The sequence below is a fragment of the Photobacterium angustum genome, assembly GCF_002954615.1.
Taxonomy (GTDB): Bacteria; Pseudomonadota; Gammaproteobacteria; order Enterobacterales; family Vibrionaceae; genus Photobacterium; species Photobacterium angustum_A.
In genome coordinates, this window is record NZ_MSCJ01000001.1 from 1,706,768 (window position 1) to 1,732,072 (window position 25,305).

The following is a 25,305-nucleotide window of genomic DNA, read 5'->3' on the forward strand; positions in this document are numbered from 1 at the left end:
TTTCCATTGTTAAGTTCGAAATATTCGGCTTATCAGAATAACAACAACAAAAAGCAATGACTTAATTCTTCAATTTCAACTCATACCACAAACAAAAATATATGTATTAATACGAGTTTACACTTAGGTGTCAACAATTCCTGACACTTTTAACAGTGTGCGACTAACACTAAATTGAGTCAAGTCTCCCGCTCAGAATCAAGCCATTTATAATTAAAAAATAACGTTATGCTTTTAGTATCTATTGAACTAACAGCGCCTTTATTTTAAGTATGGCGGATTAAATCTTTCATGATAGGTAGCTCACTTGAGCTAGGAAAAACTATATCGAGTTGCTTATTTGTTGCCCCTAAATGTGAATGCAATACCGTTTTACATATAGAGCGAATATCCGTCGTTGGGGCTAAATCTCTTCCTTTGTATTGCTGAGATTTAGCTAACCCTGGCCATTTTGTTATCACTTGATTTCCACTCACCGCGCCTCCCGCTATCAACATTGCGTTAGCCGTACCGTGATCGGTTCCTTTAGTTCCATTTTCAGCAATTGTTCGGCCAAATTCACTCGCGGCAATAACCACCGTTCGCGACCAAGCCTCACCTAACTGTGATTTTAAAGCTGAAAGTCCCTCATCAAGTTTCTTTAATTGGCTCGCTAAACGACCTTTAACCGCGCCTTCTCCTGCGTGTGTATCCCATCCACCTAACTCTAATACCGCAATATTCGGTCCATTTTCCGACGTTAAAAATTTTCCGGCTTGTTGCGCCAAAACATGAAATTGTTGACCGCCTTTTACATGACCTGCCATTTTTTCAATGTCTAATGCATTAATAAAGTTGTCAGATAAAGCTTGATCACTTTGATACATTTCTTGCAACAATTCAGCTTGTTGCTGCTTAATCTTCAATTTATGTGGATACCAACTATCAGCTTGGGCATTACCTTGAACAATTAAAGGTAAACCAGAATCTATGGCTATCGTATGCTGCTTACTATCAACTGACAGGAAGCGATTTAGCCAACCATCACTATGTAACGGATCCTCAGTTCCATTTTCTAATACTTTCTGCCCATCAAAATGTGAGCGCTGACGATAAGGTGATGCACAAGCATGAATAAAAGCCATCTCACCTTGTTGATACCACTGATAACAACTCTTTAGTGCTGGATGTAAACCAAAGAAATCATCGAGTTTATTAAGCTGATTTTTATGTAACCCAATCGACGGTCTTTGCGGTAGATAGTCTTTATCTCCATAGGGTACAACCACATTTAACCCATCCATTGCACCGCGCAATGTAATCCATACAAAAATATTTGCCGACTGTGTTTTCGCAAAAGCGACAGACGGCAATGCACTGCATACACCAAACGCAGCTAAAGATTTTAAGAACATACGGCGATCAAATATATTATCCATCACGATCTCGCTATCGATACATAAACTGTGGGCTTAGCCATAATAAAACTAACTTCGTTATCGCACCGTTAGCCTTATTCATTGCAAGCTCTGTATGTTGATCAAGATCTTTTCCATAAAGATTATTGACCACTTTTTTTACCAACTGAAGCGGTTTGACTTTTTGCTTCTTCGCTTCTCTTACCACAAGCACCGCAAATGTATTTGCTACTTGCCAACGTTGTATCAACGCTGAAGAACTATTGAAATCACTATCTTGATCAGACCATCCCGCCGGAGAACCTGCCATAAATGGCTGTTGTCCCAATAACCTCAATTGTTGAGTAATTTTGTGTTCAGGTGGGTTGAGATCAGCACTACGTAAAAGTGCAAATAACCATTCTTGAGGCGTTCTAAACCGAAGAGGCGCAGCCGTATTCACTTCAGGCTCTTGCAATAATCTCTTATAAACAGGCTGTAATTCACCGTTATTTTTTAGATAAATACCGGATAAATCATCCACTAGCTCCTTCTTGGGTTGACCAATAAAGTGTTGAGCTAATTTAGTTGCCAAATGTCTTGCGGTTTGTTGATGCAATGCAAGATCTTTTAAGCACGCTTCTCCCTGTCCAATCCCTGTTTGTGCGTAACGCTGACCTAATAACATCACATCACCAGGTTGATGCGCCCAAGCAGCAAATTTAAACCCAGGATTTTGCTTATCAAAACTGACCATCCAGCCTGTTATCGCATGCGCTAATTGGATAACATCTTGCTGATTGTAACCGCCATCAACCCCTAAGGTATGTAACTCCATAATTTCACGTGCGAGATTTTCATTCAGTCCCTTATGGCGTTTCTTACCCAATTTAGAATCAGGTCCTACCGATAGATTATTATCGAGAAACATCAACATTGTTGGGTGCTTAATCGTTGCTTGAAGCATATCGGCAAAATTACCATTCCAGTGTTGGCGTATTACCTCATTCTCAATCCCAGCAATAATCGGTTTTACTTTGCGCGTATCGGCAGAGACTGCAAAATGGTTACTCCAAAATTGAATTAAACGTTCTTGAAAACTATTGGAGGAATGCAATGTTTGTAGATTACGTGCAGATACTTGCTGTTCATAACTCAGCTTAAAAAATTGATTAACCTGCTTTTGAACTGCACGCTTTTCATTCGGGGATTTTTTTAATTTTTTACGCTGTTGATTAAATAGACCAATCTGAACCAAAATATTATTCGTCGAAGGTAAAGACTGTAGAGCGGTATCAATATATGGTTTAGTTGAGATCTGCTCTGACAGCGATAATACATGCTGATCATTCAGTTTGGGGCCAAAGCCAAATCGTTGCTCAGTGATGATGGCTGCCGTTGGATAATAATTCACCTTGTTGTCCTTATCATTAACCCAAAGGTACGATAACAACTCTAACGTAAATAAGCTTCAGAGAATGTAAAGTGTTGTAAAGATGCTATCTTGACGACATAACAAGAAAATAAGTATTTAATTTTCAATCTTCTAACACCCCAACTCATATTTATGGTTAAGCTGATTCTTTTAACAATAGAGTAAACCATGAAGAAACTGAGCATATTACTTCCCTTAGTCATCACTCTATTTGGTTGCGATGCACAAAGCTCAGCCAAGCAAGTCGAGACGACGGCAGAAAGTCTATGTGGTAAAGGTGAATTTGTTTTATCACTGCCAAAAGACATGGATCAGTACAAACAAAAAATGGCAGATTTTATTCAGGCAGGTGGTACAGATCCTTTTGATAAAACTGCCTTTACTGATACTTGTAAAAAACCTCGTAACGGTAAAATAGACTTAAAAGACATTGCAGAACAAGCAGCTCTTGCAACGCTCCCCTACCAAGATGCAGCTAAAGTGCTTTATTTTAAGCAAAAGAAAGAGACACTTTATATTGTGCTATCAGCACAAGAAAACGGATGGGCGGGCGTGTCTACCGCACTCGGTACTTCGATGCCTGTTATTATTCGTAATATTCAACTTAATAGCAGTATTAAAAACATTAAATTTGGTTATGCTCCCGGAGATGAAGATCTCGCGATCGTTAAATAAGATAAAAAAGTGGTCAAATATTAGCATTCTCTCTGACCACTTTATCTCTTCTATTTATACTTGATAAAGGAGTATCTACTTAATCTTTTTCTTTGGTGCCAAGCTGTTTAAATAGATCGCTTCGTATTTCAGCCAATTTAGGTTGCTCTCCCGGTAACCATGGTAAAGGACGTACTAAACTGATCGCTTTTAGGCCAAGTCTTCCCGTCAATAAACCAATACTCACCCCTTGCGCAACTCGGGTAGACATACGTCCCGCTAAGTCCATTGATAGCATATCCATCCCCAAATCAGTGATCACTTCAGATGCACCTGCAAATGCCATATTAGCCAATACCAGCTTAAGAAGCTTAATCCGAGACCAGTAACCTAATTCAACACCATAAACTCGCGAAACTTGTTCAATTAAGCGTAAATTACGCCATGCCACCAGCAACATATCAGCCACTGCTAATGGGCTTAATGCAACCATTACTGCGGCATCAGTTGAGTATTTCGCTACTAGCTTTCGGGCTAATTTATCTTGCTGACTGACCACTAAGCGATCATATAGCTCAAGTACTTCGCGATCATTGTGCGTAGCATCTAACGAATTCATCCAGCGATCATAGCCATAGTTATCACTACTAATCTGACTATGCTGCGCTAGTTTTGTACAGAAGGCTTTGCCGTTACCTATGCCATCACCATCAAGCAAGAGTTGAGCTTCATCACGCTCTGTTTGACGTGATTTTAACCGCCGTAATTTCAAAAGCTCTCGACCTAATGCACCAATACCAGTCACGGCAATACCGGCAACCAATGCACTCCAACCAAGCGATAACCAATCTGCTGTTTGATAAGCTGTCACAACGTGGTTGACCGTCTGCCACCCCACCATTGCTGCGCCTGCAACTACTAATCCTTTCAAAAAGCCATAACGACGCTTAGGTTTCGCTGCTAATACTTGCTTGAGATCTTTTTCAATTTCAGTTTCTTGTTGCTCTATTGCTTCAGGTAAAAAGTCGGCTTGTTGAGCAAACTCCAATTTCGACGCAATATTGAGTTGTTCTTGGTTAACTGTTGGATCATCAAAAACAATTTTACTTTTTAACGGTTCACTCATTGCAGTTTATCTCCCAACAAATACTCAAGCGCTTTATCCATTCGGATATGCGGCAAAGGCTCGTCACTTTGCTGTTGCAACGGACGGAAATTAATAAAATCAAAGCTCTGCTGTTGCCAAAAATCAACGTTTGGTAACCGTTTTGGCACTTCTCCAGGAAAAAGAGTTTGTGCATTCCCTGACAAATCGACACCCCTTAACGCTGGAACTTGCTGCCCTTTGTGATTAACAAAGCCAGGCTCAGTCGCTTGAATCGATGCCAAGCTAACACAATCCATTTTAATCCCTTCAAAGGAAGCGGTTTGCCATGCTTCATTTACTAGCTGCTGTAATAATCCGACTAAATTCGGGTGCTGCTCGGGCGTAATATGATCGGCTTTGGTTGCAGCGAAGAGTACTTTATCAATACGCGGTGAAAATAGACGGCGTAGTAACGAGCTACGCCCATATTTAAAACTTTGCATCAACTGATCTAATGCTTGACGCATATCATTAAACGATTCAGGTCCTGCATTAAGAGGCTGTAAGCAATCAACTAATATGATTTGGCGATCAAACTTAGAGAAGTGATCGTTATAGAACGCTTTAACCACATGCTGTTGATAATACTTATAGCGATTTCTAAGCATCCCTACATTGGTGCTTTCATCCGCATCTATCAGCTGTTTTTCTGTGTACTTTTTATTCCACAATAGTGGGAAAAATTGTAAAACAGGTGCACCAGCTAATTCACCGGGCAGAACAAAGCGTCCTGGTTGAACCCAATGTAATCCCCCTTCAGCTTTACATTGATGCAAATACTCGGTGAACGCCTTCGATATTTCTTCAATCTGCTTTTCATCTGCGGGTGCAAAAGGATCAAACATCTCGGTTTTAGCAAGCCAATTCTGTGCTAACTCAAGGCGTTTACCTTTTAATACTTGGCTTTGTTGTGCCGACCACTGAGTAAAATCTAAATCAAGTAACGGTAAATCTAATAACCACTCACCGGGATAATCAATAATATCCAAATACAAAGTGGCGGTATCTTGAAATAATTTCATTGCTCCTTTCTGAGGCTTATAGCGAAGAGCTAAACGCGTTTGGCTCACATCTCTCGTTGGCTCAGGCCATTCAGGAGGCGTCGACAAAATTGATTGCATTCCTTCATCATAGCCAAATTTAGGCACATGCAGATCTAACTGAGGAACACGCTTTGCACCTAATAAATGACCATCACGCATCGCACTAAACATAGGTAGGCGAGCATTCGTACTTACATGCAGTAATTGATTAATAAGAGAAGTAATAAAAGCCGTTTTACCCGCTCGAGACAATCCTGTAACGGCAAGTCGAACGTGTCGGTCTAAGCTGCGATTGACGAGCTTATTCAACTCATTACTGATTCGATTCATGATTAACCCTAGTTGTTTTCATTTTTGTTTTAGGTTTAACAACTTTATTCTAATAACTATCAATAAAGTGATTTAACTATATTACGCCTTTATAACGAAAAAAAGCAGGTCTGACATTGATCAGCACCTGCTTCATTAGGCTAAGCTTTATGGATAATTAAAGCTTATTGAACTCGCGATCGACTTTAAATGCAGAAGATGTAACATACGCTTCCATCTGTTGAACCTTCTTTTCTGCGGTATCAAATTCTGATTCAACTTTTTGTAAAATTTGATGCGCAGAGCGACCAGCCTGCCATGGTTTCTGTTTTACGTTGTGCTCGGTATAAGTATCTTGTTGCTCTTTTCGCTGTGGTGGCATTTTATCTAAAATTAACCATGCAGCGATATAAGCAATTGTGGCAAAAAAACCTAAACCAAGTAAGAAGGCCGAAACAGCAAGAATACGTACTAACCAAATTTCAATGCCGAAATATTCAGCTAAGCCAGCACACACACCACCCAATTTTCCTTTTTTAGGATCACGGTATAAGGTCTTACTCATTATTTTTGCCTCCACCTTGGCACTTCTGCATCAAGAATACGCTCTAACGTCACAATACGTTCTTGCATATCTTCTGCGCGTGCCACCAAGGTCTCTAACTTTTTCTGATCTTCACCTGACAGCCCTTCACCGGCTTGACGTTTACTGCGATAGTGAAGGATTAACCATAGCGGTGCGACAATAATCATGAACACCACTAATGGAACGCTAATAAAACCCATTGACATTATTTGTTCTCCTTTCGCGCAGAATCAATGAAACAACGACGATAACTTAGTTGTACTTACTCTTTATCCTTGATGTTCGCTTTTAAGCGCTCAAGTTCTTTTTCAATTTCGTCTTGTGCTTGTAAATCAGCAAATTCTGACTCTAAGCTTTTGCCACGGCCAAAGCTATAACTATCTGCTTCTGCTTCCATTTCATCAATGCGACGTTCATATTGCTCAAACTTAGACATCGCCTCATCAACTTTACTTGTATCTAGCTGACGACGAACATCACGGCGAGTGCCTGCGGCTTTATGACGCGTCACTAATGCTTGTTGACGAGCGCGTGTTTCTTGCAACTTACGCTCAAGTTCAGCGACTTCTAATGACAATTTTTCAATTGTCTCTTCTACGAGTTTGTATTCTTCATTTAACGTTAATGCGACATCAGCCAGTTTTTGCTTTTCGATCAGTGCTGCACGGGCTAAATCTTCACGACCTTTTTGCAGTGCAAGGCTCGCCTTTTCCTGCCAATCTGTAATTTGTGATTCAATCGCTTGAATACGACGGTGTAGCTCTTTTTTATCAGCTAATGCACGTGCTGAAGATGTGCGAACCTCAACTAATGTATCTTCCATCTCTTGGATAATAAGACGGATCAGCTTTTGTGGATCTTCAGCCTTATCCAGTAACGAATTCACGTTAGCATTTACGATATCAGCAAAACGAGAAAAAATACCCATCATTAAACTCCTTGATTAAACCCATTTCACAGTAATCACGCTTACAGGTTTATATAGTGATACTAACTTAATATTATTGTGTTGCCACTTAGATATATCAAGTACTGTGCCAACTTTTAAATCATTTAATATCAATAACTTAATTTATAACTAACTTTTAACCAAGCTATGATATAGTTAATTTAACCAATTAATAGTGAGATTAACCAATGCGTAAGACGGAAAACTTAATCGGTGAATCTGATGCTTTTCTAAGTGTTCTAGACCAAGCATCACGCCTCGCTTCGCTCAATCGTCCCATTCTTATTCTTGGTGAGCGAGGCACTGGTAAAGAGTTAATCGCCCAACGCGTTCACTACTTATCAAAGCGTTGGGATCAACCTTTAGTAACACTAAACTGTGCCGCACTAAGCGAAGGCGTCATTGATTCTGAACTATTTGGTCATGAAGCTGGCTCCTTTACTGGGGCGAAAGGTCGTCACCAAGGACGCTTTGAACGTGCAGAAAATGGCACACTTTTTTTAGATGAATTAGCGACCGCTCCGATGGGGGTTCAAGAAAAATTATTACGCGTAATTGAATACGGTGAGTACGAACGCGTGGGCGGTAATAAACCTTGCCAAGCGAATGTACGCTTAGTTTGTGCAACTAATGAAAATTTACCCAAATTAGTTGCTGAGGGAAAATTTCGAGCTGATTTACTTGATAGACTGGCCTTTGAAATCATCCACCTACCACCAATACGCGAACGACAAGACGATATTTTACCATTAGCAGAACACTATGCTGTGCGTATGTGTCGAGAACTAGGATATAGCTATTTTGCAGGTTTTACTCAACAGGCAAAACAACAACTACTCGACTATCAATGGCCAGGGAATATTCGAGAGTTAAAAAACGTTGTCGAGCGGTCTGTATTTCGTCATAGCACAGAAGATGAAGCTATTGCCGAAATTTATACCGATCCTTTCGCTACAGCTTGGCAATCTTGTGAATCAATATCACCACAATCTTTATCAAAAGTTGATACACCAGTAGTCAAACAAGAAAACTCAATCATTCAACTTCCCGTTGATCTTCGCCAATACTTGCAAGATCAAGAAATCATATTGATCAATGATGCGCTTGAACAAGCTCGTTTTAATCAAACGAAAGCCGCTGAACTTTTAAGCTTAAGTTATCACCAGTTAAGAGGATTAATTCGAAAGTATGACATTAACGTTAATGGTGATTAATCAACCAAATTCGAGAAATAATTAAAGATATGTAACGGTTTTAGACTAATTCCTTATAAATAAAGCAGGATAGCTTGGTGACGTTAAAAGAAAAATGTTAAATTTAACGACTTAATTTCATTTAACGCCTATTAAATATGAGCGCTTACAGTCGTCTTTTGATTGCCGGCTTCACTTTACTTGGCCTTTTAGGTTGTAAAGAGCCGTCACATAATACCGCTAAGCAAAGCAATGGCTTTGTTTATTGCGGTCAAGATACTCCGACAACATTAAATCCACAGCTAACGGATGGCGGATTAACAGCAGAAACACTCTCGGCTCAAATTTTCGATCGCCTGCTGTTACTCGATCCTATCAGTCACAAACCACTTCCTGATCTAGCAAAAAGCTGGACTGTCAGTGACGATGGCTTGGTATATACCTTTAAGCTGCGAGATAACGTTAAATTCCAACATACTGATTGGTTTACTCCAACACGTCCGCTTAATGCTGACGACGTTATTTTTAGCTTTGAGCGTATCATTAATCCACACCACCCTTTTCATAATATTTCTGGTGGTCGTTACCCATGGTTTGAAAGCCTTGGATTCGCTAATTTAATTGATACTATCAAAGCTAAAGATCCTCTTACGGTTCAATTTACCTTAAATCGCCCTGATAATTCTTTCTTGTCTAACTTAGCAACCAGCTATGCGGTGATTTATTCTGAGCAATATGGCCAACAACTATTAAAATCAGGACGTATCGGCCTTATTGATACAAAACCTATTGGTACGGGGCCTTTTTACGTTGATCAATTTATACCCAATGATCTTATTCGCTTAAAACGTAATAAGGATTATTGGCAAGGTGCCGCGCCAATGGAGCAAGTGGTATTTGATATCTCTGCCCGTGGCATGGGTAATCTTGCTAAGTTGCTAAGCTCTGAATGTGATGTACTTTCTTCTCCTGTTGCGAGTCAGTTACCTGTTATTTCAAATAACGATAACTATAAACTACTTGCACAAACGGGGATGAATGTATCCTTTCTAGCATTAAATACAGAACGTACACCGTTAAATAAATTAGAAATCCGTGAAGCTATTAATTATGCAATAAACCGAAAAACACTGCTCAATTCTGTTTATTACGGTACTGCAACAGAAGCAAAAAGCTTATTACCCCCAATGTCTTGGGCTTATAACCACGACAGTAAAGCGCTTTCTTATAATCCTAAATTAGCCAAACAACTGCTTGATGCCGCTGGCTATGATTACAACCAAGTCCTGACAATGTGGGTACCACTTGAGCCTCGACCGTATAACCCAAGTCCTCGTAAAACCGCGGAATTAATCCAAGCTAATTTGAAAGCTGTTGGTATCAATGTGTCTTTACATCATCAAGAAACGATTGGACGTGTTGGTTTAACTGATACCACTCAATACGATATGGTTCTTGCCGGTTGGATCGCAGATAACGGTGACCCTGATAATTTCTTAAGACCATTATTGTCATGCAATGCTAAAAAAGCAGGGCTCAATGTCGCTAACTGGTGTGATCTTGGTTTTGATAATTTACTTGAAATTGCACTACGCACAAATAAGCAACAACAACGCCAAGCATATTACCAGCAAGCGCAAAATATTTTGGATCAACAAATACCTGTGATCCCATTAGCTCATGGTGTCCATTTCCAAGCCCACAATAAATCGCTAGGTGGGTTACAGATGGATCCCTTTGGCTCACGATCTTTTTCCAGTGTTTATCGAATTGAGTAAAGTATGTTTATTTATACGATACGTCGCCTAAATTTGTTTGTAATTACGCTATTAATACTGACCTTAATTGGTTTTAGTATTTTGCGTTTAGATACCCAATTACAGTGGGCGCATCAAAGCTTTTTTAGTGGTTGGATTTTATATTTAGAGAACCTACTTTCAGGTAATCTCGGTATCACACCCAATGGTATACCTATTAGTAGCGAAATCTTAACCGTATTTCCTGCAACGTTAGAGCTGTGCTTTTTTGCCTTTATACTATCGTTAATCGTTGGTATTCCGCTGGGCACTATCGCAGGCGTACATCGAGGACAACCTATTGATACCATCATTTCCTCAATAACCTTACTGGGCTATTCCATCCCACTATTTTGGTTAGCGATGTTATTAATTCTATTGTTTTCACTGAATTTAGGCTGGCTTCCTGTTTCGGGGCGTTACAGTTTGTTATATCAATTTGATCATGTCACAGGCTTTGCTCTGATTGATATTTTGCTGTCAGATAAACCATACCGTATGGAAGCATTTCTTAATGCACTACAACATTTAGTATTGCCAACGATTGTTTTAGCGATGGCGCCTACAACAGAAGTGATACGTTTAACCCGAGCCTCAATTTCAGACGTAATGACGAAAAACTATATCAAAGTCGCCCAAACGAAAGGCTTATCTACCTTTGAAATCGTTCGCCGCCATGCGATGAAAAATGCCCTTCCCCCAATCATTCCTAAATTAGGGATGCAGTTTGCGGCAATGATGACCTTTGCCATGCTTACGGAATCTATTTTTAATTGGCCGGGTATTGGTCGTTGGTTACTTAATGCGATTGCAGATCAAAATTATGTTGCCATTCAAGCAGGTGTAATCACAGTAGGTAGCTTCATCTTATTGGCTAACATTTTATCTGATTTGGCTGGTGCTATGGTGAACCCATTAGTAAGGAAGGAATGGTATGCCATCAAATAGTGTTTACCAAGAAGAAACAATCCCAACCCAATGGGAACGCGCTTGGCAAAATTTCAGGGCTAACTCACTGGCTATGTTTGGCCTATGGTGTTTACTGTTTTTGCTCATTGTCACCCTAACAGCACAATGGTTAGCACCCTATTCTCCGATAAAACAGGTTGGTGAGCTTCTCATGCCACCATCATGGGATAATTCTGGTCATGTGAACTTTTTCTTTGGTACTGATGATTTAGGGCGTGATATTTTATCTCGCTTGATCATAGGTTCACAGTTAACCTTTGGCTATGCCTTATTAGTCGCTTTTGCATCCAGCATTATTGGTTTGCTGATCGGTATTCTTGCCGGAATGAGCAAAGGCTTAAAATCGAGCTTTTTAAATCATATTTTAGATACCGTGTTATCTATCCCTTCGCTTTTATTAGCCATCATTGTGGTCGCCTATATGGGACCAGGGGAAACACATATCTTGCTCGCTATTTGGCTAGCTTTGATCCCTCGTTTTATTCGAGCAGTGTACACAGCCGTTCATACTGAAGTTGCTAAAGATTACGTTATTGCTGCACGATTAGATGGCGCTAATAATTTTTACCTCTTATGGAATTCAATCTTACCCAATATTTTATCAACCATTATTACTGAGATGACGCGTGCAATCTCGATTGCTATTTTAGATATTGCCGCATTGGGTTTCCTAGGGTTAGGTGCGCAAACACCACAACCAGAATGGGGCGCCATGTTAGGTGACTCTGTTGAACTAATTTACCTTGCACCATGGACAGTCACATTACCGGGTCTTGCCATTATGTTTAGCGTTCTAGTGATTAATTTAGTCGGTGATGGTCTTCGCCAAGCACTTAATGCAGGGATTGATTAATATGCCATTACTCGATATACGTAATCTCACTATCGAAATCGACACGCCACAAGGCATGGTGAAAGCGGTTGATAGAATGAGCATAACCATTAACGAAAGTGAAATTCGTGGTTTAGTAGGCGAATCTGGTTCAGGTAAAAGCCTTGTCGCGAAAGCGATTGCGGGCGTGTCAAAAGATAATTGGCGCGTCAGTGCCGATCGCATGCGCCTAGGTGATATTGACTTACTCACTCTATCTCATCGTGAGCGACGAAAAATTGTTGGCCGTGAAATGGCAATGATCTTCCAAGAGCCATCAACCTGTCTTGATCCCTCTGAAACAATTGGGGAACAATTGGAAGAAGCCATTCCCTCTTCATCATTTACTGGGCATTTTTGGCAACGCTTTCACTGGCGTCAAAAACAAGCTATCGCACTGTTGCATAAAGTCGGCATCAAAGAGCACAAACGCGTAATGCGTAGCTACCCTTATGAATTAACCGATGGCGAATGTCAAAAAGTCATGATCGCGATGGCGATTGCAAACCGTCCACGATTATTGATTGCCGATGAGCCCACAAACGACTTAGACCCGATTACCCAAGCTCAAATCTTTCGTTTATTAAGCAGGATGAATCAGCTAGGTAACACCACTATTTTATTAGTCAGTCATGATCTAACGACTGTTACCCAGTGGGCTGATAGAATTACGGTCATGTATTGTGGACAATCGGTTGAATCTGGTACTTCTAAGCAGTTGTTAGAGTCACCACATCACCCTTATACCGCAGCGTTAATGCGTGCTATGCCTGATTTTAGCTTAAACAATATAAGCCATAAGACGAAACTAGAAACGTTACCGGGATCTATTCCTCCACTTCAGCACTTACCGATTGGTTGCCGATTAGGTCCTCGTTGTCCTCATGCTCAACGTAAATGTGTTGAAGTGCCTAAACGTAGAAAAATTAAAAACCATAAGTTTAGCTGTCACTTCCCGCTAAACATGGAGGAAGACAGTAAATGAGTTCGCTATTGGAAGTAGAAAATCTAAAGAAAGATTACCATTATCGTTCAAGTTTTTTCCGTAGACGCACAATCGAAGCTGTAAAACCTGTCTCTTTTCACCTTGAAGCAGGTGAAACAATTGCGCTGCTGGGTGAAAATGGTTCAGGTAAATCAACCTTGGCAAAAATGCTTTCTGGTGTTGTCGAACCAACCAGTGGCATTATTCGCGTAAATGGTGACACCTTATCAAGCGGTGATTACCAAACGCGCTGTAAACTGATCCGAATGATTTTCCAAGATCCGAATACATCGCTTAATCCTCGTATTCAAATTGGTCGTATTCTGGAAGGCCCATTAAAACGTAATACCAATATGACGCCGCAAGCGCGTGAAAAACGTATTATGGATACACTAAAACGAGTTGGCTTACTTCCTGAACATGCCTATTTCTATCCACAAATGCTGGCTACGGGTCAAAAACAGCGTGTTTCATTAGCTCGTGCTCTCATTCTTCAGCCCTGTATTATCGTTGCTGATGAAGCACTAAACGGGCTTGATATGTCCATGCGTTCTCAGATGATAAACCTGTTATTAGAACTGCAAGAAGAAATGGGATTGTCCTATATCTATGTGTCACAGCACATGGGTGTGATAAAACACTTCAGTGATAAAGTGATGGTGATGCAAGATGGTGAAGTGGTAGAGAAAGGTCGTACCGCGAATGTATTTAACAATCCAAAACATCCATTAACGCAAAAATTATTAGATAGTCACTTTAGCTCGCCAAAGAAAGATAAAAGCACACGAATTAATAACTCAACACCCAAAATCAGCACATAACGCAAAATATAAAAATGAAAAAGCCCGCATAAAAGCGGGCTTATTCATTTATATCGCGGATGCTACACAAGCGATTTGTTTATCTGTGCCAAGACACTTGCAGGATCTTCAGCTTGTGTAATTGGGCGACCTATCACGAGGTAATCAGAACCAGCAGAAATTGCCTCTACGGGTGTCATGATTCGACGCTGATCGCCTGCATCACTACCTGCTGGGCGAATACCTGGTGTTACTAGCTTAAAACCCTGACCTAAACCTTGTTTCAGCGTATGAGCTTCATGGGCAGAACAAACCACACCATCTAAACCACTATTTTTTGCCAGTGATGCAAGGTTAAGTACTTGCTGATGTGGCTCACAGTTAATACCAATACCCGCTAAATCTGATGCTTCCATACTGGTTAACACCGTTACACCAATCAATAGTGGGCGGTCTTTACCATACGGTTCTAAAATTTCACGTGAAGCTGTCATCATACGCTCACCACCACTCGCATGAACGTTAACCATCCATACACCAAGATCTGCCGCTGCTTTTACCGCCTTTGAACAGGTATTGGGAATATCGTGAAATTTAAGGTCTAAAAATACAGAATGACCCCGATCATGCAGTTGACGCACGAAATCAGGGCCAAAAAAAGTGAACATCTCTTTACCGACTTTTAATCGGCAACTTCCCGGCTCAATACGATCGACGAAAGCGAGTGCCTCATTCTGATTATCATAATCAAGGGCTACGATTACTTTAGGGTCTATTACTTTAGCGTCTAGCATTGAGTCTCCTGTGATATCTAATTGTTTCCTACTGCAGCAATCCAGCCGCGCGCAGATTCTACATCAAACGCAAACGTTTACGAATAAAATTTACGCTTTAATAGGCATAAAAAAACCAGATCACAATGTCTGGTTTCTTTATTTTTTCATACATTATTCGCCATCTAATCCACGAATTGGCTTAACTTGTCCCCAATTCTTACAAGATGGACATTGCCAATACAATGAGTGAGTAGCAAAACCACACTGGCGACAACGATAACGCGGTTTAATTTTTAATTGCTCACCAACGAGATGTCGTAAGCTGGTTAAACTTTCTTTCGCACGACCTTCTTCCGCTTCATCTAAATGGTAATCCATTAACTGATAAAAGCCTTTCATGGTCGGGTTCTTTTGTAGCTGACGAGTCATGAATGCTTGAGCAGACACTGCCCCTTCATTTTTCGCAATTTCGTCTGCTAACATGAGTTCTGCTGAAGCGCCCGCTTTAGCTTCAACACATTGCTGTAGATATTTCAGCCACCCCGATTCATTATGCAATGCTTCGTAACATTCTAATAATAACGGCAAAGCCTCACCAATAAATTCAGCATCTTGCTCTAGAATACGTTCAAGTGTTTTGGCTGCCTGCTTAAATTCTTTATCTTTGATCTGAATCTTAGCCATTGTGATCGAAGCGCGGACACACTGCTTATCTGCTGAAAGTGCCTTTTTCAAACACTGAATCGCTTTATCCTGATTCTGCGCACTCATTTCAAGCATGGCAAGTTCACACCAATAGTGTGCAATATCATGCTTTAATTTTGTTTTGCCTAATTTAACAAGTTGAGAAGCCATATCTATCGCATTTTCCCACTCTCGTGTTTGCTGATAGATAGACAATAACTGTTGTAGCGCAGGTTTTTTATATTCTGGTTCATCCAGCAATTGTTCAAAGATACGTTCAGCACGATCTAAAAAACCTGCAACCATATAGTCTTTTGCTAGCTGCTGAAGCGCCAAATTACGTTGCTCTATCGTCAAGTTAGGACGAGCAATCAAATTTTGGTGAATACGAATAGCACGATCGACCTCCCCTCGGCTTCGGAATAAGTTACCCAAAGCAAGGTGAGTATCGATAGTTTCGCTATCAACTTGAAGCAGCTCAATAAACAGATCGACGGCTTTATCTGATTGATCAGATAACAGCAAATTAAGACCTGTTACATATTGACGAGATAAGCGATGAGACTGCTCTTGTCGATTGTTACTTGCGCTCCTGTTACCCATATACCAGCCATAAGCTGCAGCAATAGGTAATAGTAGGAACAACAGTTCAAGCATTAATACTTATTCCTTTACAGGCTGTGCGCGTAGAGAATCTAGTTCTTGTTGCTGTTTTGTCACTTTCTTCGCTAAACGGTTTTTAGCAAAACGTGCTTTTAGATATAGCGTGCCACAGATTAACCAACCAATGATAAAGCCAGAACCAAAGGCAATACCTAATAGCGTTGATAATTGGAATTCGCCTTGAGCAACTAAATAGTCAAAGTTTACTAAAATTTGGTTTTGCGCACCGAGAGCCAGTGTTATTAAGAATGCAGCAACTAAAACAATAATACCCAAAATTTTCATCGTGAATCCTCTCACTAAATCAACAATATGATAGATTGATTATGCAGTAATTTTACTCATCAGACCATGACCAAAAGACATAAAAAAACGGCATACTGAGAGTATGCCGTTTTTTTGTTCTATTCGCGGTTAAGCAGCAATTGATGCATTAACACGGTCACGTAATTCTTTACCTGGCTTGAAGTGAGGAACGTATTTACCGTCCAACTCAACTTTATCACCAGTTTTAGGATTACGGCCTACGCGAGGAGCACGGTAATGCAATGAGAAGCTACCAAAGCCACGGATCTCAATGCGATCGCCTTCAGCAAGCGTGTTCGCCATATTTTCAAGGATGTCCTTGATTGCATCTTCTACTTGTTTAGCAGAAAGATGTGTTTGTTGACTACATAGTCTTTCAATTAACTCAGACTTTGTCATAAACACTCCGTTTTAGTAAGTTTCTCAATAGTATAGCCGTTTAGAGGGAAAAAGCTAAGCCTATTCCCTCTATGCTCAATTATTCGCCTTTAGCAGCTTTGAAAGCGTCAGCCATAGCATTACCGAACGCAGCATCATCTTGCTTGTTCAGAGTAGCCATTGCTTCTTGCTCTTCAGCAACGTCTTTAGCACGAACAGATAGGTTGATTACGCGGTTCTTACGATCAACGCCTGTGAATTTAGCTTCAACAGAATCGCCAACAGAAAGAACTAGAGTTGCGTCTTCAACACGGTCTACAGATGCTTCAGAAGCGCGTAGGTAACCTTCGATGCCTTCGCCTAGCTCAACAGTTGCGCCTTTAGCGTCAACAGCAGTAACTTTACCAGTTACTAGAGCACCTTTCTTAGTATCAGCAACGAAAGAGTTGAATGGGTCTTCTTCGATTTGCTTAACACCTAGAGAGATACGCTCACGCTCAGCGTCTACTGCTAGAACTACTGCAGAGATTTCGTCGCCTTTCTTGAAGTCACGAACTGCGTCTTCACCAGAAACATTCCAAGAAATGTCAGATAGGTGAACTAGACCGTCGATGCCGCCTTCAAGACCGATGAAGATACCGAAGTCAGTGATAGACTTGATCTTACCAGTAACTTTGTCGCCCTTAGCTTGCATTTCTGCAAATGACTGCCATGGGTTAGCTTTACACTGCTTAAGACCTAGAGAGATACGACGACGCTCTTCGTCGATATCAAGAACCATAACTTCAACTTCGTCGCCCACGTTAACAACTTTAGATGGGTGGATGTTTTTGTTAGTCCAATCCATTTCAGAAACGTGTACTAGACCTTCAACGCCTTCTTCGATTTCAACGAAGCAGCCGTAGTCAGTTAGGTTAGTTACGCGGCCAGTAAGCTTAGTGCTTTCTGGGTAACGCTTAGCGATTGCAACCCATGGATCTTCGCCAAGTTGCTTAAGACCTAGTGATACGCGAGTACGCTCACGGTCAAACTTAAGAACTTTAACGTTGATTTCATCGCCAACATTAACGATTTCAGAAGGGTGTTTAACACGCTTCCAAGCCATGTCAGTGATGTGTAGAAGACCGTCAACACCGCCAAGATCAACGAATGCGCCGTAGTCAGTAAGGTTCTTAACGATACCTTTAACTTCCATGCCTTCTTGTAGAGAAGCAAGTAGTTCATCACGCTCAACGCTGTTCTCAGATTCGATAACTGCGCGACGAGAAACAACAACGTTGTTACGCTTCTGGTCTAGCTTGATTACTTTGAACTCAAGTTCTTTGTTTTCTAGGTGAGCAGTGTCACGAACTGGACGTACGTCTACTAGTGAACCTGGTAGGAACGCACGGATGCCGTTAAGTTCAACTGTGAAGCCGCCCTTAACTTTACCGTTGATGATACCAACAACTGTTTCAGCATCTTCGTAAGCTTTTTCAAGCTGGATCCAAGCTTCGTGGCGCTTAGCTTTCTCACGAGAAAGTTTAGTTTCACCGAAACCGTCTTCGATCGCGTCAAGAGCAACGTCTACCTGAGCACCAACTTCGATTTCTAGTTCGCCAGCAGCGTTCTTGAATTCTTCAGCAGGAATAGATGACTCAGATTTTAGACCAGCGTCAACTAGTACGTAACCGTTTTCGATAGCTACTACAGTACCTTTAACGATTGCACCTGGGCGAGTTTCAACTTGGTTTAGCGACTCTTCAAAGAGTTGAGCAAAAGATTCAGTCATTTAATTAATCTTCAATATGATAAACAACCATGGGTATCCTACCGCATGGGGTTGATAATAAAGTCAGTTATCATCCATGACACTGACGTTATTTAGCTGTTTACACAACTAAATATGGATTCGTTATTTTAGCTTAGCATCAACATATGCTAAGACTTTCTCAAGTACCTGTTCAATCGATAATTCGGTTGAATCTAGTACTAATGCGTCATCAGCAGGACGTAAAGGCGCTACAGCACGATTACGATCGCGGTAGTCTCGCTCCTGGATTTCGCTTAAAAGGCTGCTAAAGTTAACATCTAAGCCTTTTTTTTGCAACTGATTCATACGTCGAGTTGCGCGTTCTTCTGCACTTGCGTCAAGGAAGATTTTCACTTCTGCGCCTTGAAAAACAACGGTTCCCATATCGCGACCATCTGCCACAAGGCCTGGTTGCTCACTAAAAGCGCGTTGACGACGTAGTAATGCTTCTCGAACGCGAGGTAAAGCAGCCACTTTTGATGCTGTATTACCTACTTCTTCAGTGCGAAGCGTGCCAGAAACATCTTCACCTTCAAGAATAACCTTAACCAACTCACCTTCTGCAATAAACTGAACATCTAAGTGCGCAGCAAGAGGAACTAAAGCGTCTTCTGATTCGATATCAACACCATGATGAATAGCCGCTAACGCTAAAACACGGTAAATTGCACCAGAATCTAATAAATTCCAGCCCAGTTTTTCTGCTAATAGCATACATAGCGTCCCCTTTCCGGCGCCGCTTGGACCATCAACAGTGATGACTGGAGCATGAGTAGACATAGGTTTTCTCCGATGTAGTTTCCGTAACAGATGAAAGACAGAACCAAAGGTTTCTCTGTACCTTCAAACGGTGGCACATTATACGGAAAAAAAATCACAATTTATAGTGTAATGTCCTAACCTTATGTTCCTTTTTACGCCAATAAAAAAGCCTGATGCAAGAAGATCAGGCTTTTAAAAATGTAATCTCAGCTATCAGACAAATTTATTACAGTCTTAACAACTTAATCCCTTTAATTTATCAAAGTAGTCAGGAAATGTTTTTGAGGTACACTTTGGATCATTAATCGTTACTGGCGTATCGCTCAATGCCACCAGCGAGAAACACATCGCCATTCTATGGTCATCATAGGTATCAATAGCCGCATGCTGTAATGTGGTTGGTGGCACGATAGTGATATAATCCTCACCCTCTTTTACTTCTGCACCAACTTTACGAAGCTCTGTAGCCATTGCAGCTAAACGATCGGTTTCTTTTACACGCCAGTTATAAACATTACGAATCGATGTTGTACCTTTGGCAAACAATGCGGTTGTTGCAATAGTCATTGCTGCATCAGGAATATGGTTAAAATCCATATCTACTGCACTGAGATCTCCGCAACGAGCAATAACATAATCATCACCCCACTCGATATCCGCCCCCATCGCAGCAAGCGCATCAGCAAATTGAATATCACCCTGAATACTCTTTTTACCAATACCTGTGACTTTTACTTCACCGCCTTTAATCGCAGCAGCTGCTAAGAAATACGACGCTGAAGACGCATCGCCTTCAACAAGTAATTCACCCGGTGAAACATAGGTTTGATTACCTCGAACAACGAACTCTTGATAATTACGGTTTTCAACTTCAACACCAAACTGCGCCATAATGTGTAGCGTAATATCGATGTAAGGTTTTGATACCAAATCACCCTTAATGCGTATAACAGTATCTGCTTGTGCTAAAGGTGCAGCCATTAAGAAGGCAGTTAAAAACTGGCTTGAAATAGAGCCATCAATTTCAACTTCACCACCTTTCAAACCAGTACCTATAATCTTTAGTGGTGGATAGTTTTCATTTTCGAGATAAGTAATGTCAGCGCCAGCACTACGTAACGCGTCAACAAGGTGGCCAATAGGGCGCTCTTTCATTCGCGGCTCACCCGTTAGAACAAATTCACCGCCGCCTAAACACAATGCAGCTGCAAGCGGACGCATCGCTGTCCCCGCATTGCCTAAATATAATTCAAGGGGCTCATTAGGTGAAAATGCGCGGCCCAACCCTTCAACCTCACAAACCGTTTTATCTTCAGATAATTGGTAATTCACACCTAACTGCTTTAATCCGTTAAGCATATGGCGAATATCATCACTATCTAATAAATTAGTGAGGCGCGTGGTACCTGTTGCTAACGCTGCCAATAATAGGGCGCGATTCGAAACACTCTTTGAGCCCGGTAAATTTACTTCACCATTGATCTTAGCTATCGGCTGTAACGTTATACTTTCCATTTGATTATTCATCCAATCCTAATTCTTTAACCTTTAAGCAGATTAACGAATATTGCATCAGTTAGCTAGTACCCGTTCATTGCTAGCTATAACAATAACGATATTTGATTTATTATTTGGTAAAATCAATAGGATGCAACAGTGAATTAAAGGACAGCAGTAATGACGACAACTCCTATGGTCGGGATCGGTATCATCATTGTGAATGAGCAAAACCAGATTTTGATAGGAAAACGAAAAAACAGTCACGCTCCCTACTATTCCATTCCAGGCGGTCATATGGAGGTTGGCGAAACATTTCGTCAATGCGCGATTCGTGAAGTTAAAGAAGAAACAAATTTAACTATTTATAATCCCGAGGTTATAGCTGTAACTAACAACTTAGAAACCTATGATGAATGTGGAAAGCATTATATTAGTGTTACTTTGTTAGCGACATCATTTACAGGCGAATTGCAGCTAACAGAACCTGATAAATGTGAGCATTGGTTATGGGTCGATCCTCATCATGTCCCATCACCACAATTTGATGCTAGCGAACAAGCAATTCGTTGCTATTTAGAAAATCGATTTTGTGTCAGTGAATAAACTAAAAGCACCCTTAGGTGCTTTTAGTTATTAAATGGCTAATTAATCATCTTCACGCTCAATTTCACGTGCAACTTTCTTACCATTAATGAGGACACCTTCAACATCAACGTATTGTCCATGTAACGTATCTAATGTTAAAAAGTCTTCAAACTCAGTATAAGCATCAACATAGAATGTTTCACCAGCAATCATAAAGTGATCATCTCCTACTGAGGTTACATAACCTTCACGATCAAATTCACGCCAGTCGCCTGTTTCACCGCCAAAGTCACGTTCAAATTCGATCTCTTTCGCAATACCATTAAACGCTGTAACTTCAACGAGTTCACCCGCAACTAAATTCGCTTTAGTTCCGTCTTCAAAACGCGTTTGTACATTAACAGTAAAGCGCCCACGCGCATTTAATTCAAATTGAGATTTATCACTATTTACCCAAGTGACAATACCTTCGATTTCATGATCATCATCAAAGTCATCATACGTTTCTACTTCCACTTCAGTTGCATGAAACTCATCATTAATCATTTGGCCTTTAACTTCGACCCACTGACCATTCATCAATACGGCATTATCTTCAATTTCGTCAGGGTTAAAGAAAACCTTTGTACTAGCACCTAAAGTGAAAGTATTCTTATTTAGATCTAAACCGCTCAAACGACCTTCAATTTCATATTGACCAGCAACATCTTCTTGTTCGATTTTTATAACCGACAATACTTTATATCCAAGGCCATCAGCAGTGGCTTGTGGCAGTGAAGACACCATCACCCAATCATGTAATTCAATGTGCCGATCTAGTGCAAAAGATAACGTCACACCATTCACCACAAACGTTTTACGATCTGCACTGATTGTTGTGACTATACCCACCATTGTCGGCTCAACAGAAACAACAGCACCGCTTCTGGTTAACATTGAAACTTCAACCATCATATTAGGTTTAAGGCTAGTGATAGATAACTCTTGAGAGCCATACTTAACTTGCTCTACCTTGTAACTATGACCATTCACATCAATAGTGTTGTTATCATAGTTCACACTCTTAATAGTACCTTGTGCTGCTGTAGGTTTAATATCAACAATAGGAGGTGGAGTCGGTTTACTCTCATCACTACCACCGCCGCCACAACCAGAAAGAGCAACACCAACCACTACCGCTAAGAGCAATTTTTTCATCAACTAACCTTTATAATTATGAATATTGTTTTATTGAAAAGTATATTAATATTGCCTCTGTGAAATATTCGTGAAAAACATAAGGCTAAACGTGAAAATACTCATTGCTGATGATAATGACCAAATCGTTGAAACAATCTCTGATTATCTTGAGCTTGAAGGCAATATTGTTGACTGTGCTTACCACGGTGAAAGTGCGCTTAAATTAATTAAAGATAATTATTATGACGTGATTATCATGGATATCATGATGCCTAAATTGGATGGTATTTCGACCGTTGCTAAAATTCGGAATGAGCTTTTTTGCGGCGCGCCAATTCTTTTCCTTACGGCGAAAGATACACTCGACGATAAAATCGCAGCCTTTAAAGCCGGTGGCGATGATTACCTTCTAAAGCCATTTGCGATGGAAGAGCTGTCTCTTCGAATAAAGGCACTCGCTAATCGTGGTCAGCGTAAAGATATTGGATTGCTAAGCTATGCAGATATTCAAATAAACAACCAAACAGATGAAGTACATCGAGAAAACCACATAATAAAGTTAAATCGTACTCAACTAAAAATATTAAAATTATTGGTTCAACATGCACCTAATGTTGTCACTAGACAGCAAATAATAGAAACCATTTGGGGAGAAGAATCGCCCTGTAGTGATGCATTACGAAGTCATATTTATGGTTTACGCAACGCCATTGACAAAGGTTTTTCCGAATCACGATTAGAGACAATTCATGGACAAGGCTACCGTATCAAAGCTGCATAAATATCCAAGTCTTTACCAAAAAGTTGGACTTAGCGTCAGTGTCATGGCATTCAGTATGTTCGTTCTTTTTTGGATAGTCATTTATATTGCAGAAAATCAATTAGAAGTAATTAGCCTTCATCACTGGTTAGATAAGGAATCTTCCCAGTACCAAATTGATTATAAGAAAATGGGTGAAAAAGCCCCACTTCCCAATAATAGTGAATTTAAAAGTTATTGGAGCCAAAATTCGTTACCAGATTGGCTTAAACCATACCGTAAACCCGGATTTTATGAACACCTTCGCGGTACTGAAGATAAACACTTTATTGTCTTTAAACACCCATCAGGAAAAGGCTTAATGTATGTTGTGTATCAAGATGATGCTGATGATTACTTAGATGAGTATGAAAGTAGCTTACATTACTTCACCTTTATTTTTGGCGTATTGTTATCTCTATTAATGGGCGGATATAGTTTCTATTTTATTCGTTCGTTATCGCATCCATTTGAGCAAATTAAGCAGAAGATCGGTCAAATGCAGCCAGATCAAACTGAGTTTACTATTGATACCCAATACAATGAAACACGAACAATTGAACAAGCGTTATTAGATAGTAAACGTGCGATCTCACACTATTTTCAGCGAGAACAAGAATTCAGCCGGTTTGCATCGCATGAATTACGTACGCCGATTATGGTTATTCAGGGCTCTACGGAGCTGCTTGATAAAGTGCCTAACCAACCCAAGATTGCAAAAAAGGCGATAAACCGTTTGCACCAAGCCAGTGAGGATATGAAAATTCTCACAGAAACTTTTTTGTTATTAGGAAAACAGCATATAGAGCCGCAACACTTTGTCATTTGCGATATAGAAGCCGAATTAAGTAAGCAGCTCACGGTAATGAAACCTTTATTTGCTAAACAGGATACCAGTTATCAGCTGACGCTTTCATGTAACACTCCGATCAGCGCACCACTCAGTTTCATCACAATTATTATTAACAACCTAATAAAAAATGCATTTAGTTATAGTGTTGGTGACATTATTATTAAGTTAAGCAAAAATACGCTAATGATTACTAACCGTCATGATGGTAATGAGCTCTATAATCAAGGCTATGGATGTGGTTTAGTTATTGTTCAGCGGATCTGTGAAAGGATGAATTGGCCTTATAATATAACTAACGACAACATTAGCTTTACCGTTAGTGTCATATTTTTACCGCCAAATAATTAAGGAACAATTAATGGCAAAATATATCAAACCACTAAGCTTTATCGTGTTATTAGCAACCATGTTTGGATGTACAACAGGTAAACCCAACAATATTGAAGCGGTTACACCTTTTGTGCTTAATAAATACTTGGGGACTTGGCATGAAATAGCAAGAATGGATCATAGCTTTGAGCGTGATTTAGACTATGTCACTGCAACTTACAGTATGAATGAAGATGGCAGCGTAAAAGTCGTTAATCGTGGATTTAACACTCAGTTAAAAGAATGGAAAGAAGCCATTGGTAAAGCCAAATTTGTAGAAAATGATAATGTTAGCTACCTTAAAGTCTCTTTCTTTGGCCCTTTTTATGGCAGCTATATCATTTTCTATTTAGAGCCAGACTATTCAACCGCGCTGATCAGCAGTTATAACCACAATTACTTCTGGTTATTATCTCGTCACAAGCAAATAAGCCCACAGCAATTAGAACGTTATATCAGCATTGCTAAAAAAGCAGGTTTCGATACAAATAAACTGATATATCCAAAACAATAAACAAAAAGCCACAGTTAAGCTGTGGCTTTTAT

Annotated in this window: 26 protein-coding genes; 11 read left to right on the forward strand and 15 right to left on the reverse strand. The window is 40.3% G+C overall.

Annotated features, from left to right (window positions below; genetic code table 11):
• Positions 1-266: 266 nt before the first annotated feature.
• Together BTO08_RS07425 and BTO08_RS07430 are read right to left on the reverse strand one after the other, a co-directional pair.
• On the reverse strand, positions 267-1,418 hold the full coding sequence (locus BTO08_RS07425) for a DUF1501 domain-containing protein (RefSeq protein WP_105060504.1): 1,152 nt from the start codon (positions 1,416-1,418) through the stop codon (positions 267-269).
• 10 nt (positions 1,419-1,428) lie between these two features.
• Positions 1,429-2,790 carry a DUF1800 domain-containing protein gene (locus tag BTO08_RS07430; protein WP_105060505.1) on the reverse strand — a complete coding sequence of 454 codons (1,362 nt, stop codon included), beginning with the start codon at positions 2,788-2,790 and terminating at the stop codon, positions 1,429-1,431.
• A gap of 189 nt (positions 2,791-2,979) precedes the next feature.
• Between BTO08_RS07430 and BTO08_RS07435 the strand changes: the two genes are divergently transcribed.
• Entirely contained in the window at positions 2,980-3,486 is a 507-nt protein-coding gene (locus BTO08_RS07435) for a hypothetical protein (protein ID WP_005367023.1), read from the forward strand.
• Positions 3,487-3,565: 79 nt separating this feature from the next.
• Here BTO08_RS07435 and BTO08_RS07440 read toward each other — a convergent pair whose 3' ends face one another.
• From BTO08_RS07440 to pspA, 5 genes are all read right to left on the reverse strand, one after another.
• Positions 3,566-4,591, reverse strand: a complete 1,026-nt coding sequence (locus BTO08_RS07440) for a YcjF family protein (protein WP_005367022.1) — start codon at positions 4,589-4,591, stop codon at positions 3,566-3,568.
• The gene (locus BTO08_RS07445) at positions 4,588-5,985 is read right to left on the reverse strand and encodes a YcjX family protein (RefSeq protein WP_105060506.1); all 1,398 of its coding nucleotides are present in this window, start codon (positions 5,983-5,985) and stop codon (positions 4,588-4,590) included. Before BTO08_RS07445 ends, BTO08_RS07440 begins: the two co-directional genes overlap by 4 nt.
• Positions 5,986-6,142: 157 nt before the next feature.
• Positions 6,143-6,529, reverse strand: a complete 387-nt coding sequence (gene pspC / locus BTO08_RS07450; RefSeq protein WP_105060507.1) for an envelope stress response membrane protein PspC — start codon at positions 6,527-6,529, stop codon at positions 6,143-6,145.
• Entirely contained in the window at positions 6,529-6,756 is a 228-nt protein-coding gene (pspB, locus tag BTO08_RS07455) for an envelope stress response membrane protein PspB (RefSeq protein WP_006646015.1), read from the reverse strand. The genes pspC and pspB overlap by 1 nt, the downstream gene beginning before the upstream one ends.
• Positions 6,757-6,812: 56 nt before the next feature.
• Positions 6,813-7,478 carry a phage shock protein PspA gene (pspA, locus tag BTO08_RS07460; protein ID WP_005367014.1) on the reverse strand — a complete coding sequence of 222 codons (666 nt, stop codon included), beginning with the start codon at positions 7,476-7,478 and terminating at the stop codon, positions 6,813-6,815.
• Positions 7,479-7,687: 209 nt separating this feature from the next.
• Here pspA and pspF point away from each other — a divergent pair, with 209 nt between their 5' ends.
• The 6 genes from pspF (at position 7,688) to BTO08_RS07490 (ending at position 14,134) form a co-directional block, all read left to right on the forward strand.
• Positions 7,688-8,713: a phage shock protein operon transcriptional activator gene (gene pspF / locus BTO08_RS07465; RefSeq protein ID WP_105060508.1), complete on the forward strand. Its 1,026-nt coding sequence runs from the start codon at positions 7,688-7,690 to the stop codon at positions 8,711-8,713.
• Positions 8,714-8,850: 137 nt separating this feature from the next.
• On the forward strand, positions 8,851-10,470 hold the full coding sequence (gene sapA / locus BTO08_RS07470; RefSeq protein WP_105060509.1) for an ABC transporter substrate-binding protein SapA: 1,620 nt from the start codon (positions 8,851-8,853) through the stop codon (positions 10,468-10,470).
• A gap of 3 nt (positions 10,471-10,473) precedes the next feature.
• A complete protein-coding gene (locus tag BTO08_RS07475) occupies positions 10,474-11,436 on the forward strand; it encodes an ABC transporter permease (protein WP_105060510.1) in 963 nt (320 codons plus the stop codon).
• Positions 11,423-12,310 (forward strand): putrescine export ABC transporter permease SapC, encoded by an 888-nt coding sequence (gene sapC, locus BTO08_RS07480; protein WP_045129544.1) that lies wholly within the window; start codon positions 11,423-11,425, stop codon positions 12,308-12,310. Before BTO08_RS07475 ends, sapC begins: the two co-directional genes overlap by 14 nt.
• A gap of 1 nt (position 12,311) precedes the next feature.
• The gene (locus BTO08_RS07485) at positions 12,312-13,313 is read left to right on the forward strand and encodes a peptide ABC transporter ATP-binding protein (protein ID WP_105060511.1); all 1,002 of its coding nucleotides are present in this window, start codon (positions 12,312-12,314) and stop codon (positions 13,311-13,313) included.
• Positions 13,310-14,134, forward strand: a complete 825-nt coding sequence (locus tag BTO08_RS07490) for a peptide ABC transporter ATP-binding protein (protein ID WP_005367003.1) — start codon at positions 13,310-13,312, stop codon at positions 14,132-14,134. Before BTO08_RS07485 ends, BTO08_RS07490 begins: the two co-directional genes overlap by 4 nt.
• 62 nt (positions 14,135-14,196) lie before the next feature.
• Here the strand turns inward: BTO08_RS07490 and pyrF are convergent, their stop codons facing one another.
• From pyrF to aroA, 7 genes are all read right to left on the reverse strand, one after another.
• Positions 14,197-14,907, reverse strand: a complete 711-nt coding sequence (gene pyrF, locus BTO08_RS07495) for an orotidine-5'-phosphate decarboxylase (protein ID WP_105060512.1) — start codon at positions 14,905-14,907, stop codon at positions 14,197-14,199.
• 153 nt (positions 14,908-15,060) lie between these two features.
• Entirely contained in the window at positions 15,061-16,230 is a 1,170-nt protein-coding gene (gene lapB, locus BTO08_RS07500) for a lipopolysaccharide assembly protein LapB (protein ID WP_045082605.1), read from the reverse strand.
• A gap of 6 nt (positions 16,231-16,236) precedes the next feature.
• On the reverse strand, positions 16,237-16,521 hold the full coding sequence (locus BTO08_RS07505) for a LapA family protein (protein ID WP_005366997.1): 285 nt from the start codon (positions 16,519-16,521) through the stop codon (positions 16,237-16,239).
• Positions 16,522-16,650: 129 nt separating this feature from the next.
• Entirely contained in the window at positions 16,651-16,941 is a 291-nt protein-coding gene (gene ihfB, locus BTO08_RS07510; RefSeq protein WP_008986714.1) for an integration host factor subunit beta, read from the reverse strand.
• Positions 16,942-17,020: 79 nt separating this feature from the next.
• Positions 17,021-18,691 carry a 30S ribosomal protein S1 gene (rpsA, locus tag BTO08_RS07515; protein ID WP_005370867.1) on the reverse strand — a complete coding sequence of 557 codons (1,671 nt, stop codon included), beginning with the start codon at positions 18,689-18,691 and terminating at the stop codon, positions 17,021-17,023.
• Between the two features lie 123 nt (positions 18,692-18,814).
• Positions 18,815-19,492 carry a (d)CMP kinase gene (cmk, locus tag BTO08_RS07520; protein ID WP_105060513.1) on the reverse strand — a complete coding sequence of 226 codons (678 nt, stop codon included), beginning with the start codon at positions 19,490-19,492 and terminating at the stop codon, positions 18,815-18,817.
• A 216-nt stretch (positions 19,493-19,708) separates the two neighbouring features.
• On the reverse strand, positions 19,709-20,989 hold the full coding sequence (gene aroA, locus BTO08_RS07525) for a 3-phosphoshikimate 1-carboxyvinyltransferase (protein ID WP_105061323.1): 1,281 nt from the start codon (positions 20,987-20,989) through the stop codon (positions 19,709-19,711).
• 162 nt (positions 20,990-21,151) lie between these two features.
• On the opposite strand from aroA, the gene BTO08_RS07530 reads away from it, so the two are divergent.
• Positions 21,152-21,577, forward strand: a complete 426-nt coding sequence (locus BTO08_RS07530) for a nucleotide triphosphate diphosphatase NUDT15 (RefSeq protein WP_005370860.1) — start codon at positions 21,152-21,154, stop codon at positions 21,575-21,577.
• A 42-nt stretch (positions 21,578-21,619) separates the two neighbouring features.
• On the opposite strand, the gene BTO08_RS07535 is transcribed toward BTO08_RS07530, so the two are convergent.
• Complete coding sequence (locus tag BTO08_RS07535; protein ID WP_105060514.1) at positions 21,620-22,756, reverse strand: DUF5666 domain-containing protein; 1,137 nt, start codon at positions 22,754-22,756, stop codon at positions 21,620-21,622.
• Positions 22,757-22,847: 91 nt separating this feature from the next.
• On the opposite strand from BTO08_RS07535, the gene BTO08_RS07540 reads away from it, so the two are divergent.
• The 3 genes from BTO08_RS07540 to BTO08_RS07550 are packed head-to-tail and all read left to right on the forward strand — an operon-like array spanning position 22,848 to position 25,273.
• Positions 22,848-23,519 (forward strand): response regulator transcription factor, encoded by a 672-nt coding sequence (locus tag BTO08_RS07540; protein WP_105060515.1) that lies wholly within the window; start codon positions 22,848-22,850, stop codon positions 23,517-23,519.
• Complete coding sequence (locus tag BTO08_RS07545) at positions 23,488-24,738, forward strand: sensor histidine kinase (RefSeq protein WP_105060516.1); 1,251 nt, start codon at positions 23,488-23,490, stop codon at positions 24,736-24,738. Before BTO08_RS07540 ends, BTO08_RS07545 begins: the two co-directional genes overlap by 32 nt.
• Before the next feature lie 10 nt (positions 24,739-24,748).
• Positions 24,749-25,273 (forward strand): lipocalin family protein, encoded by a 525-nt coding sequence (locus BTO08_RS07550; RefSeq protein ID WP_105060517.1) that lies wholly within the window; start codon positions 24,749-24,751, stop codon positions 25,271-25,273.
• Positions 25,274-25,305 lie beyond the last annotated feature (32 nt).

What these genes read in the sequence shown, in the direction of transcription:
- BTO08_RS07535 (WP_105060514.1), bottom strand. Translation starts at nt 22,756, where the DNA reads ATGAAAAAATTGCTCTTAGCGGTAGTGGTTGGTGTTGCTCTTTCTGGT.
- BTO08_RS07545 (WP_105060516.1), top strand. Translation starts at nt 23,488, where the DNA reads ATGGACAAGGCTACCGTATCAAAGCTGCATAAATATCCAAGTCTTTAC.
- BTO08_RS07440 (WP_005367022.1), bottom strand. Translation starts at nt 4,591, where the DNA reads ATGAGTGAACCGTTAAAAAGTAAAATTGTTTTTGATGATCCAACAGTT.
- pspF (WP_105060508.1), top strand. Translation starts at nt 7,688, where the DNA reads ATGCGTAAGACGGAAAACTTAATCGGTGAATCTGATGCTTTTCTAAGT.
- pspC (WP_105060507.1), bottom strand. Translation starts at nt 6,529, where the DNA reads ATGAGTAAGACCTTATACCGTGATCCTAAAAAAGGAAAATTGGGTGGT.
- BTO08_RS07435 (WP_005367023.1), top strand. Translation starts at nt 2,980, where the DNA reads ATGAAGAAACTGAGCATATTACTTCCCTTAGTCATCACTCTATTTGGT.
- pyrF (WP_105060512.1), bottom strand. Translation starts at nt 14,907, where the DNA reads ATGCTAGACGCTAAAGTAATAGACCCTAAAGTAATCGTAGCCCTTGAT.
- pspB (WP_006646015.1), bottom strand. Translation starts at nt 6,756, where the DNA reads ATGTCAATGGGTTTTATTAGCGTTCCATTAGTGGTGTTCATGATTATT.
- sapA (WP_105060509.1), top strand. Translation starts at nt 8,851, where the DNA reads ATGAGCGCTTACAGTCGTCTTTTGATTGCCGGCTTCACTTTACTTGGC.
- BTO08_RS07485 (WP_105060511.1), top strand. Translation starts at nt 12,312, where the DNA reads ATGCCATTACTCGATATACGTAATCTCACTATCGAAATCGACACGCCA.
- aroA (WP_105061323.1), bottom strand. Translation starts at nt 20,989, where the DNA reads ATGGAAAGTATAACGTTACAGCCGATAGCTAAGATCAATGGTGAAGTA.
- pspA (WP_005367014.1), bottom strand. Translation starts at nt 7,478, where the DNA reads ATGGGTATTTTTTCTCGTTTTGCTGATATCGTAAATGCTAACGTGAAT.
- ihfB (WP_008986714.1), bottom strand. Translation starts at nt 16,941, where the DNA reads ATGACAAAGTCTGAGTTAATTGAAAGACTATGTAGTCAACAAACACAT.
- BTO08_RS07490 (WP_005367003.1), top strand. Translation starts at nt 13,310, where the DNA reads ATGAGTTCGCTATTGGAAGTAGAAAATCTAAAGAAAGATTACCATTAT.
- BTO08_RS07445 (WP_105060506.1), bottom strand. Translation starts at nt 5,985, where the DNA reads ATGAATCGAATCAGTAATGAGTTGAATAAGCTCGTCAATCGCAGCTTA.
- lapB (WP_045082605.1), bottom strand. Translation starts at nt 16,230, where the DNA reads ATGCTTGAACTGTTGTTCCTACTATTACCTATTGCTGCAGCTTATGGC.
- cmk (WP_105060513.1), bottom strand. Translation starts at nt 19,492, where the DNA reads ATGTCTACTCATGCTCCAGTCATCACTGTTGATGGTCCAAGCGGCGCC.
- BTO08_RS07530 (WP_005370860.1), top strand. Translation starts at nt 21,152, where the DNA reads ATGACGACAACTCCTATGGTCGGGATCGGTATCATCATTGTGAATGAG.
- BTO08_RS07550 (WP_105060517.1), top strand. Translation starts at nt 24,749, where the DNA reads ATGGCAAAATATATCAAACCACTAAGCTTTATCGTGTTATTAGCAACC.
- BTO08_RS07425 (WP_105060504.1), bottom strand. Translation starts at nt 1,418, where the DNA reads ATGGATAATATATTTGATCGCCGTATGTTCTTAAAATCTTTAGCTGCG.
- rpsA (WP_005370867.1), bottom strand. Translation starts at nt 18,691, where the DNA reads ATGACTGAATCTTTTGCTCAACTCTTTGAAGAGTCGCTAAACCAAGTT.
- BTO08_RS07475 (WP_105060510.1), top strand. Translation starts at nt 10,474, where the DNA reads ATGTTTATTTATACGATACGTCGCCTAAATTTGTTTGTAATTACGCTA.
- sapC (WP_045129544.1), top strand. Translation starts at nt 11,423, where the DNA reads ATGCCATCAAATAGTGTTTACCAAGAAGAAACAATCCCAACCCAATGG.
- BTO08_RS07505 (WP_005366997.1), bottom strand. Translation starts at nt 16,521, where the DNA reads ATGAAAATTTTGGGTATTATTGTTTTAGTTGCTGCATTCTTAATAACA.